The sequence below is a fragment of the Thermoplasma sp. genome (assembly GCF_023256435.1).
Taxonomy (GTDB): Archaea; Thermoplasmatota; Thermoplasmata; order Thermoplasmatales; family Thermoplasmataceae; genus Thermoplasma.
The window spans coordinates 1-9,787 of sequence record NZ_JAGDXM010000006.1 but is presented as its reverse complement, the minus strand read 5'-3'; the positions used below and the strand labels follow the sequence as shown (position 1 = coordinate 9,787).

Annotated in this window: 10 protein-coding genes and 1 tRNA gene; 6 read left to right on the top strand and 5 right to left on the bottom strand. The window is 43.9% G+C overall.

Annotated elements, in window-relative coordinates:
• The 4 genes from Q0C15_RS00585 to Q0C15_RS00570 form a co-directional block, all read left to right on the top strand.
• The coding region (locus Q0C15_RS00585; RefSeq protein ID WP_297214938.1) for an MFS transporter at positions 1-1,026 on the top strand (1,026 nt) is incomplete at its 5' end.
• A 79-nt stretch (positions 1,027-1,105) separates the two neighbouring features.
• Entirely contained in the window at positions 1,106-1,390 is a 285-nt protein-coding gene (locus Q0C15_RS00580; protein WP_297214936.1) for a UxaA family hydrolase, read from the top strand.
• Positions 1,390-2,541: a UxaA family hydrolase gene (locus Q0C15_RS00575; protein WP_297214934.1), complete on the top strand. Its 1,152-nt coding sequence runs from the start codon at positions 1,390-1,392 to the stop codon at positions 2,539-2,541. The genes Q0C15_RS00580 and Q0C15_RS00575 overlap by 1 nt, the downstream gene beginning before the upstream one ends.
• A 40-nt stretch (positions 2,542-2,581) precedes the next feature.
• On the top strand, positions 2,582-3,235 hold the full coding sequence (locus Q0C15_RS00570; protein ID WP_297214931.1) for a GntR family transcriptional regulator: 654 nt from the start codon (positions 2,582-2,584) through the stop codon (positions 3,233-3,235).
• Here the strand turns inward: Q0C15_RS00570 and Q0C15_RS00565 are convergent.
• From Q0C15_RS00565 to Q0C15_RS00555, 3 genes are all read right to left on the bottom strand, one after another.
• Complete coding sequence (locus tag Q0C15_RS00565) at positions 3,232-4,341, bottom strand: mandelate racemase/muconate lactonizing enzyme family protein (protein ID WP_297214930.1); 1,110 nt, start codon at positions 4,339-4,341, stop codon at positions 3,232-3,234. The two genes, Q0C15_RS00570 and Q0C15_RS00565, sit on opposite strands and share 4 nt — an antisense overlap.
• Before the next feature lie 202 nt (positions 4,342-4,543).
• A complete protein-coding gene (locus Q0C15_RS00560; protein ID WP_297214928.1) occupies positions 4,544-6,142 on the bottom strand; it encodes a UbiD family decarboxylase domain-containing protein in 1,599 nt (532 codons plus the stop codon).
• A 31-nt stretch (positions 6,143-6,173) separates the two neighbouring features.
• Positions 6,174-6,809, bottom strand: a complete 636-nt coding sequence (locus Q0C15_RS00555) for a winged helix-turn-helix domain-containing protein (RefSeq protein WP_297214925.1) — start codon at positions 6,807-6,809, stop codon at positions 6,174-6,176.
• 77 nt (positions 6,810-6,886) lie between these two features.
• Here Q0C15_RS00555 and Q0C15_RS00550 point away from each other — a divergent pair, with 77 nt between their 5' ends.
• The gene (locus Q0C15_RS00550; RefSeq protein ID WP_297214924.1) at positions 6,887-8,059 is read left to right on the top strand and encodes an MFS transporter; all 1,173 of its coding nucleotides are present in this window, start codon (positions 6,887-6,889) and stop codon (positions 8,057-8,059) included.
• Positions 8,060-8,094: 35 nt separating this feature from the next.
• On the opposite strand, the gene cutA is transcribed toward Q0C15_RS00550, so the two are convergent.
• Positions 8,095-8,415: a divalent-cation tolerance protein CutA gene (gene cutA / locus Q0C15_RS00545; protein ID WP_297214922.1), complete on the bottom strand. Its 321-nt coding sequence runs from the start codon at positions 8,413-8,415 to the stop codon at positions 8,095-8,097.
• A gap of 60 nt (positions 8,416-8,475) precedes the next feature.
• Positions 8,476-8,550 (bottom strand) — tRNA-Arg (locus tag Q0C15_RS00540).
• 155 nt (positions 8,551-8,705) lie between these two features.
• Here Q0C15_RS00540 and Q0C15_RS00535 point away from each other — a divergent pair.
• Entirely contained in the window at positions 8,706-9,512 is an 807-nt protein-coding gene (locus Q0C15_RS00535) for a glucose 1-dehydrogenase (RefSeq protein WP_297214920.1), read from the top strand.
• The last annotated feature ends 275 nt before the right edge of the window (positions 9,513-9,787 follow it).

Here is a 9,787-nt window from a genome sequence, read left to right as displayed (position 1 = left end):
TATATTTCCGAGTTTTCGCCTACTAAGGTCAGGGGAAGGCTTGCAATTACTCAGCAGCTCATGATATTCTCAGGTTTCACTGCTGCTTTCTGGGCCGGATATTTACTGTCGTTCTCTGCTAACTGGAGATGGATGTATGGACTGGGGGCTATACCGGCCGTTATCCTTCTTGCTCTTAGGTTTTATCTTCCTGAGTCTCCAAGATGGCTGCTCATACAGGGTAGAGTTAATGAGGCTAAGGCTGCACTCAGGAGATTTGGACTTGATATAAAGGAGGAAATTGCGACGCCCATACGTGAGAAAGGCTTCAGAGAGCTAATGGCAAACAAATCTGTAAGGACAGCCATTCTTCTCGTAGGCCTCTGGCTGGCATTCCAACAGATCACTGGTATTAACATAATACTTTATTTTGGGCCTGCTATATATAAATATATGGGTCTCACGGGTCCACATGCAATACTTAACGTAACAATTTCAGAATCACTCGGCGCTATAGAATATGCCATATCTTTCTTGTTAATTGACAAATGGGGGCGCAGAAAACTTGGCATAATTGGATATTCTGGTCTGGTTGGCTCATTGATTCTGATGCTGGTAGGCATTAACTACTTCAACTCGCACATCATATTTTTGGCAGTTGTCTTTATATTTTCAGCAATGACATTATTCCTGTTATTCTTCCACATAGGCGTAGGTGGTGTAGGATGGGTTCTGCAGGGAGAAACATTACCTACTGAATTCCGTGGCAGAGGTATGGGAATTCTTGCTGCGGTTGACTGGATAGCCAACTTCATAATAATATTCATATTCCCATATTGGAAAGCAACATACGGTATATTCTCCTTCTTTGTCTTTGAGCTCGCTCTTTCTATAGTGGCTATTCTAGTTATTGCATTATTCTTCCCAGAGACAAAAAATGTACCTTTGGAGCAGATGCCAGATCTGTTTTCAAGAAGACTGAGGGATATGCGAAAGCCTTATGTTATTAAGGAAAGCAAAATTTCGACATCCGGGCAAAAGAAATAAATGACATGCTCATCATAAAATATTTTTTTTAAAATTTTTTTTAGGAAATGTTTATTAACTTCATCATAATACTTTATTTATGGCGACAAGAGCATTAGCGCATCTGGAGAAGGATTATGTTGCTGTCGCAACAGATGATCTGAAAAAGGGTGAAAATGTGGAAATCGCGTTTTTGGATACAGGGAAGAAGGTAAATCTGAAAGTTAACGAGGATGTACCGCTAGGTCATAAGGTTGCGCTCAGGGATTTAAAAAAGGGAGATAACATAATAGAATATGGTGAAGTGATTGGCGCAGCAACGAAAGACATCAAGGCGGGCGATCATGTTCATGTACATAATATAAAATCTCTGAGGTGGCAGTGATGAGTTCTTTCATGGGTTTTGAAAGAGAAAATGGCAGAATTGGAACAAGAAATTATGTACTCGTGATTCCTGTCGACGATCTATCAAACACTGTGGCTACTGCGGTGGAAAACAATATTTACGGAACCAGGGCAATTCCGCATCCATATGGCAGGCTTCAGTTCGGTGCTGATCTTGATCTGACTTTCAGGACGCTGGCTGGTTACGGAAGGAATCCAAACGTGGCATCGGCCATTGTGGTAGGAATAGAAGACAACTGGACGAACAGGATAGCTGATCAGATCGCGAAGACAGGGAAGCGTGTTGAGGCTTTAAGCATAGAGGGAAGCGGTGATCTCAAGACTATAGAAAAGGCTTCCAGACTTGCAAAGGATCTTGTTCAGGAGGCATCCACCAAGAAGCGGAAAGAATTTGATGTTTCAAATCTAGTTGTCAGCACAAAATGTGGTGAATCGGATACTACATCTGGGCTGGCAAGCAATCCTACTGTGGGCGTAGTGTTCGATAGACTTGTGGATGAGGGAGCAACGGTTATATTCGGGGAAACCAGCGAACTCACTGGGGCCGAAAAATATATAGCCGATCGCATGGCCAACGCGCAGCTCAGAGAAAAATTCATGAAGATCTTCAACGACTATCAAGATGTGATCAGATCTCAGGGCGTAGATCTCCTTGGTTCGCAGCCCACTGAGGGCAACATAAAGGGTGGTCTGAGTACCATCGAAGAAAAGGCGCTTGGAAATATACAGAAGACCGGCACGAAGAAGATAACCGGTGTGCTGGATTATGCCGAAGAGCCTAAGTCCAAAGGTCTGAATTTCATGAATACATCATCCGCCGCTGCCGAGGCAGTTACTCTCTTTGCAGCTTCCGGTGCAGTGGTTCATATGTTCACTACTGGTCAGGGAAACATCGTGGGTAACCACATACTGCCGGTCATAAAGACCACGGCAAACCCCAAGACTGCTATGAACATGAAAGAACACATAGATCTCGATCTTTCCGGCCTGCTGAAGTTCCAGTACACCCTTAAAGAAGCCGGCGACAAGCTCTACAACCTTCTGCTTGAGACAGCATCTGGAAAGCTCACTGCGAACGAGATACTGAAGCACTATGAATTCGCTCTTACTAAGCTCTATATTTCAGCATAATAATTATCTTTTTATTTATAATTAATATATCCTAGATATTATGGAACAAAGTATAACGTTATCAAAAAAAATTTATAATTATATTATAGAGGAGATAACTTCTGGGCATCTGAGAATGGGCCAGATAATAGACGAAAATGGCATCATGGAACTTTTTGGTAGCAGTAAGACGCCTATCCGAGAGGCTATACTTTCACTTGAAAACGACGGTATTATAGAGAAGAGAGGAAAATCATACTTTGTCTGCTTCATAGAGCCGGAGGAGATAAACCAGATATTTGAGGCAAGGCGTGAGCTTGAGGCCATTGCAGTATACTATGCAGCGAAAAGAATCCAGAAGGCCGAGCTCAAGCAGTTGAACGACATCCTAAAAAAGATAAGAAAGTCTACAGACGAAGATGAACCGGCCGATCTGGCCAATCTTAACGGCAAGTTCCACTCCATCATAGCGAGAGCATCAAGGAACAAGTACATAGAGAACGAAGTCAACCTGCTCAGGTTGAAGCTTAGAATAGTCAGAGTTACCCTATTCACAAGCATAGAGAGAAGAAGCGATGAACTGACTGAGCATAGCGCCATATATGAAGCACTGGCAAACGGAGACGCGGATAAGGCCAGAACTTTGATGTATAATCATGAAACAGACGTCTGGGAATACGTAAATAAATATATTATACCAAAACTATACTATTAGTTATGGAAAATCAACACCTTTTCATCAGATAGTTCCGGCAGAGGTTCTATTGGCTCTATACCTATTCCATGCCCATAAGGCATTATGGTCTGCGCGCTTACCTTCGCACTGTAATTGAAGTATTTTTCCGGTATTGAATTTGGTGGGGTCTCTATCATTGCATTCATCCCGGCCATATTGGCCGCCGCTATGCTGGCAAACACGCCGATCCAGCCGTTGTGGGGTCTGCTATGGAAGGATAATTTTGCGTTTTTCTCCTTTAGCAGGTTTAGTATCTTCATCGTGGGTGTGATCCCTCCCACCTTCGTAACGTCAGGCTGGTAATAGGTAACAGCTTCAAGATAAAGTGCATTCTGAAAATCATAAAAACTGAAGAAGTTCTCTCCAGCTGCAACTGGCACTATTTGGTTTATTTCTCTGAGGGAAAGCAGATCGTCTGGAGGCCATATGGGTTCCTCAACCCATTTTACCTCATATTTTCGTATCTCATTGGCAAAGCGTGTGGCCTCATCAAGCTTCATTGAGGCATTCATATCCACCATCAATTCTATGTCATACCCAAACTCTTCCCTGAATCTCCTTACCGCTTCCAGAGTATCGTTCTTTGTCTGATGAAGTTTTATCCTGGTAAAGCCATCATTGACCATGTTATGGCAGGCTCTGATCAGATCATCGAGCCTTGAGTATCTGGAGAGGGAAGCGTATCTTGTTATGGACACTTCCTTCTTGCCCTGAATATACCCGAGGTACTGTTTCTTCATCTTTGCATACAGATCCCACAGTGCTATGTCTATACCGGAGATTGAACCGACAAGTACACCATATCCACCAGAAAAGGCAACCTTCCTGAGTGTTTCCCATATTTCCTCAACATCTTCAATACGTCTACCCACAACGTAGTCCCTGAAACGTGAAACGAACGATGCATAGATCCTTGGGGAATTGAATGCTGCGGGTAAGACCTCTCCCCATCCAGCATGATCATCAGTCTTCACCTTGACGAAGAGTTGCCTGCTCCATTCGTCTATCCAGTCCTGAGGGGGGCTGGTGGGAGTCAGCGGAATTCTGCTCACTATTGGTATCACATCAATTATTTGCGTATCCATGATATCGAACAAAGTATCAAAGTGTTATATATAAGAATATTTTCATCTCAGAATTTTTGAAGATATACTGAAATCGATGATAACCTTACGGACATCTGCTCACATTGCGCTAATATTCATAGGCCCTAGACAAAATCGGTGATCAATTTCGCAGGATCTATGTTCACCATATGCCCACGGCAAGCCTCCGAAGCATGCCATATTATGCATATCTTCTGGCCAGATCCGACATGGTGCTCATAACATAGTCATCAGTTTTAGGGACTTCTCCTATATCCTTGCGAAGATCTATTATGAGTCTATCCTTTTCAATTGATATGTCGTTATCGCAATCTATGTTAAGTGCGATCATCCATCCGACCTTTGACATATCGTCCGTTCTTATGATCTCCGGCACCATTATATTGACGTCGGCGTAAGATTCATCGTGGGAGATCAGCACCCTTCCTCTGCTGGATCTTATCAGGAAGGATCCAGTTTTATTTTCAGTTGTATAACGTGATCCGTAACCTCTTGTTATGGCGATCAGCTTTGAATTCGTGCCATCTTTCTTTGCCGTTGGATCAGAACTTATCGTGTACATATCCTTCACAATGGTCAAGCTGTGTGGGAAATTTCTGGTCTCTGCAAGGTTCAGAAGCATCCTTTCGAGATTCAGTTCTGTTCTGCCTTCATTGATCATGACAATTTTGTTCCACATGGGATCGTTGGCCATCGCAGACAGAGCAACGTTTTTGGCCAGTCCTGGAAACGGCGGATCAACGTATCCCATGGCCAGAAACCTGGATCCGTAATTCGGCCACACCACCCTGATATCATGGCCCTTGGGATTGGCCTCAGAGACGAGGTGATTCATCTTTATGGATCTTGTGAAGGAGAAGAGATTGATATGCTCCATGGAATTTGACGGTATTATATCAAGATAGATCGGGTTCCTTCTCATAATTATGCTCCTTACTTCGGCTACGTTCCTGGTTGAGTCATAGCCCATATAACCGGTATATTCCGCGAATGGGCCTTCATCGTATTCTTCTCCCGGTACAAATTTTGCCTCTATAACCATCTCTGCATCCGATGGTACTGGAACATCATTCCTGTAGCCTCTGAAATAGTTGAAATCGAAGACCCTCTGTATGTGCCTGTATTCGTCATCCATGAAGGCTGCAGCCGTGAGGTAATGTATTGGCGGGGCACCTATTATAACCGACATTTCAAGATCAGAACCGTCCTTCAAGCATTTCTGTATATATGACCATAGATGTCCGTGGCTTCCAGCGTCAAAAGCATATCTATTCTGTGATATCAACTGAATTCTTGTGAAGCTCAAGTTCACGACATCAGAATTCGAAGGATCCCTTGCCGCAACTATACCGCCGGTTATGTATCTGCCATTACCTGTCTTCGATCCATCGTTGCTGAAATGCCTCAGCACAGGTATTGACTGGAGATCTGGAACATCCTGAATTATCATCTGGCGATCCATAGCTCTATCGATTGATATATCCATGAGAGGGCCTTCATCGACTATCCTGATCCAAGTTTTGAAAAAATCTACCTCGTTTTCTGACCTCAGCATACTGAGTATTCTCTTCTCCGAGGAGAAGACTCCGGTTACGATGGAAAAATCAGGGTAACCCACAATTTTCTTAAACGTAACTATCTTCTCGCCTTCAAGCATGGAGGCGAGCGTTGGTATCTGAAGATCCGTGGAGAGCGGTTCTTCAATATCTATCACATTCCCATTTCTATATTCATATTCCAGCAGATCCCTGAGATTGTTCCCCTTCATTTCATTCTGCATCGGGATACACCTCTGAATTCTGCCACCGGTTTCAACTACCATTTTGCTGGTGTGTGACATTGCGATTGAGGCTGCCTTTATTTGGAATGGATGGGAAGCCTATAACGTATAGAAAATGATCTTCCAGCGAATGATCGTTTTCATTTTCAATTCGGCTCATGAACTCTGCATGCATCTTTGAATACTTCGCCATATTCTCCTTTGAGAGCGATGCAAATGACATTATCATATGATCTCCGTTGATCTCCTCCCGGTAGTTTCTCATATCGTCTTCTGTTGCTATGCTGATCTGCTCCGCTGCTATCGACATCATAGCAGAAGCGGTGGTTAGAAACGATATGAGCAGGTTCCTGAAGCTCTCATCGTCCATGATTGTGATGGCCTTTCGGAGATCTTCCGATTTGACACTGGCGAAGAGCGATTCGTTTATGCTGTAGTATTTTTCCACATAATTCTTCTTCACTTCAGTTTTACTTTGCACGATCACGCCGTCTGATAGCATGTCCTTGATAAGCTGATAGAGATTTGACCTGCTTGTCTTTATCACCTTGGATAGATCCGTAACAGTCATAGGGCCGTTCTTAATGATCAGCGATATTATCATCAGCCTGGTTCTGTTGGAGAAATTCTTCAGCAGCAGATCAATATTCCTAGTAATTTCATCCATGGGCATGCATTTTTATATAAGATAAGAATTTACGTATAAGTAATGCCTATATGTATAACCATACATTAGATAAAAGAATGAAGCTGAACTTCCAGCTGACGATTGCAAACGCCTCACTCTCGAGATTCGGGCTTTCTGCCTATAACCTCGTCATCATATGGGTAGTTTTGCGTATAACAGAAAGGCCGGTACTTGCTGGTCTAGCCGACAGCATGATGACCTTTCCGCTTATGCTGAGCATCATGGTAGGGGCGGCTGTGGACAGGATGTGGATAAAGAAGGAACTGGCAGTAACTGCTGCCCTGGTCAGGGTGATGCTGCTCCTGTTGATAATATATTCACTGCATTCGGATCATAGTATCTATGTGATACTTGCGATTTACACTTCTACTTTCCTGATAGGCTTCACCTCAGACGTGATCGATTCTGTCCGGGCCTCGTGGATGAAGGTATTCTTGAGGGAGGATCAATATAAATCAGGGTCTTCACAGCTGTCTTCTGCGACAATGCTTGCACAGGGTATAGGTTTTGTACTTTCTGGAATCATAATATCTTTGGGCGATTTCAGGTCATTTCTTTGCCTAGCTCTGATATTTGCTGTGGCACTTTTTCCTCTGTTAGGTGTAAAGCATTCCAGGTATGGCGGTAGCGGCTCTATACAGGAATACCTAGCCAGCGGCGTAAGACTCATTGTAGGCGATGGAAGAATAAGGGAGATCATTCTCATGGGGTTGATAGGAAATTTTCTGATAGGTATGGCTGCGATCATGTTCATATCGCTGATAGAGATTGGATTTGGCCTATCCGCAGTATATGTGTCGATGATCTTCGGCGTGCTTGTCTTCGGAATTGCTGTGGGTTCATTTTTTGCATCAAAGATCAGCGGTAAGCTTGGTATGATAAGCTTCGCAATATATTCTGTAATAGGCATCTCATTTTTTTCTGTTTCACTCGTACATTCTATCCTTCTGACCATACCTCCTGTTCTAATTGCTGGCCTTGCCATGGGAATAGAAAGCGTAACGGTGAGCACATCGCTGATGCGAATAATACCCAGCGACATGATGGCCAGGATCCAAGGCGCATTCAATACGTTTGGAATAGCGGCCACAGCAGTTTCAAGCATAATCGGTGGCCTGGTTTATCAGGTCACTGGGAGGATGCATTCATTCATGGTCGTGGGCTTAGCAATGATCTTGCTTGCTTTACTCATACCTTTCCTGAGGAATTTCTCAAAAATGGCATTCTGACAAGCAAACAGAATAATAAGGATCAGACTTCAAATTTACAATTTTTCACTGCAGGACTCCTCGATCCATTTTTCGTATTCCCGGTTTACGCGATCCATACTGATCGCCACTATCTCAGGCACCTCGTAATTGTGATTCCGCCTAAGGAACTCCTCAAGTGCAGGCACTCTTTCATCTGATGTTTTGAAAACGCACATCACTTCATCGCTTTCTTCTATCTTTCCATTCCACCGATAGATGGAACTTATCCCATGTATCATACTTACGCAGGCCGCAAATCCTGCTTCCACAGCATTCTTCCCTACATCAGCAGCCTTTTCACGGCTATCAAAGGTTGTGATTACATAAAACGGCATAGGTGCTGATATACCTCAAAGAACTTAACCTTCTCTACTCCTACGATCCGCTGTAAAATACGGGCCCGGTGGGATTTGGACCCACGATTCCCGACTTAGAAGGACGGTGCCTTATCCTAGCTAGGCCACGGGCCCAGTCAGGCTATTCAAAATGCTTATTTATTCTTTTTGAGGAACCGTGTTTTAGATCCGCAAAACCTAAAGAATGATCCAATAACTCCTGAAATATATATATGATCGCTTTTCTACCGGAACAGATATATTTATTTTAGATGCGGCACTCCTTTATCATGGCATTGGAGGTTCGCAAAGGCATATCAATAGACCTGACTGATAGGGTTGTTCTGGTGACAGGTTCAAGCTCCGGTTTGGGAGAATCAATCGCAAGATATATGGCACAGGCTGGTGCGAAGGTGGTGGTGCATTATCGCACCGGGAAGGACAGGGCTGAAAAGATCGTCAGCGAAATAAAAGCTGCTGGTGGGAAGGCCATTGCACTGGGCGGCGATGTATCAAACAAGGAAGAGGTCAGGAATCTGTTTCTCAGCATAGACAAGGCGTTCGGTCCTATCGATATACTGGTCAATAACGCTGGCATAGATGGGAAGCGCGGCCTTGTCGGCGAGGACAACACGGATGACTGGGAGAAGGTCATTGGCGTGAACCTCATAGGCCCATATTACTGCGCAAGGGAAGCATCGCTGAGGATGAAGCCAAGGAAGACTGGTGTTATAATAAATATCACATCTGTACATGAATATGTTCCATGGTCTGGCTATTCCGCGTACTGCAGTGCAAAGGCTGGTTTGTCAATGTTCACGAAGACACTGGCTCAGGAATTATCTGACTTCAACATACGCGTTGTGGCCATAGCGCCAGGTGCCATAAAAACGCCTATAAATAAGGACGTGTGGGGCAATCCAGAATCCCTGAAGGATCTTCTGGACAAGATTGCCATGCCGAGACTGGGAGAAGTGGACGATATAGGACGGGTTGCCGTATTCCTCGCAAGCGATCTTGCTTCATACATCACGGGTACGACGGTGCTTGTTGATGGTGGTATGGTTCTTTATCCTGACTTCAAACACGGTGGATGATACCAAAGGTGATCTACTCCTAAGCTAAAGCTTTCGGATATTCCTTTCATCGAAGAGACATCTTGCCTTTCCGGACATCCAAGACAAGCCCTGTATCGTGATATCTACAGGCGTATATTCGGATCTCAGCGATTTTACTTAAGTATCATCCATTTGGTTATCGTGAAGGATGCAAAAATTTAGAAACGCAATTTATAAACCTTGCCATTGAGGGGGTCCGTGTATCTCATGTCCGAAGAGGTTGAAATTTACAGCTTCCCCTAAACTCCTAACTT

Coding starts and splice junctions, on each gene's coding strand:
- Q0C15_RS00580 (WP_297214936.1), top strand. CDS start 1,106: ATGGCGACAAGAGCATTAGCGCATCTGGAGAAGGATTATGTTGCTGTC.
- Q0C15_RS00575 (WP_297214934.1), top strand. CDS start 1,390: ATGAGTTCTTTCATGGGTTTTGAAAGAGAAAATGGCAGAATTGGAACA.
- Q0C15_RS00570 (WP_297214931.1), top strand. CDS start 2,582: ATGGAACAAAGTATAACGTTATCAAAAAAAATTTATAATTATATTATA.
- Q0C15_RS00565 (WP_297214930.1), bottom strand. CDS start 4,341: ATGGATACGCAAATAATTGATGTGATACCAATAGTGAGCAGAATTCCG.
- Q0C15_RS00560 (WP_297214928.1), bottom strand. CDS start 6,142: ATGCAGAATGAAATGAAGGGGAACAATCTCAGGGATCTGCTGGAATAT.
- Q0C15_RS00555 (WP_297214925.1), bottom strand. CDS start 6,809: ATGGATGAAATTACTAGGAATATTGATCTGCTGCTGAAGAATTTCTCC.
- Q0C15_RS00550 (WP_297214924.1), top strand. CDS start 6,887: ATGAAGCTGAACTTCCAGCTGACGATTGCAAACGCCTCACTCTCGAGA.
- cutA (WP_297214922.1), bottom strand. CDS start 8,415: ATGCCGTTTTATGTAATCACAACCTTTGATAGCCGTGAAAAGGCTGCT.
- Q0C15_RS00535 (WP_297214920.1), top strand. CDS start 8,706: ATGGCATTGGAGGTTCGCAAAGGCATATCAATAGACCTGACTGATAGG.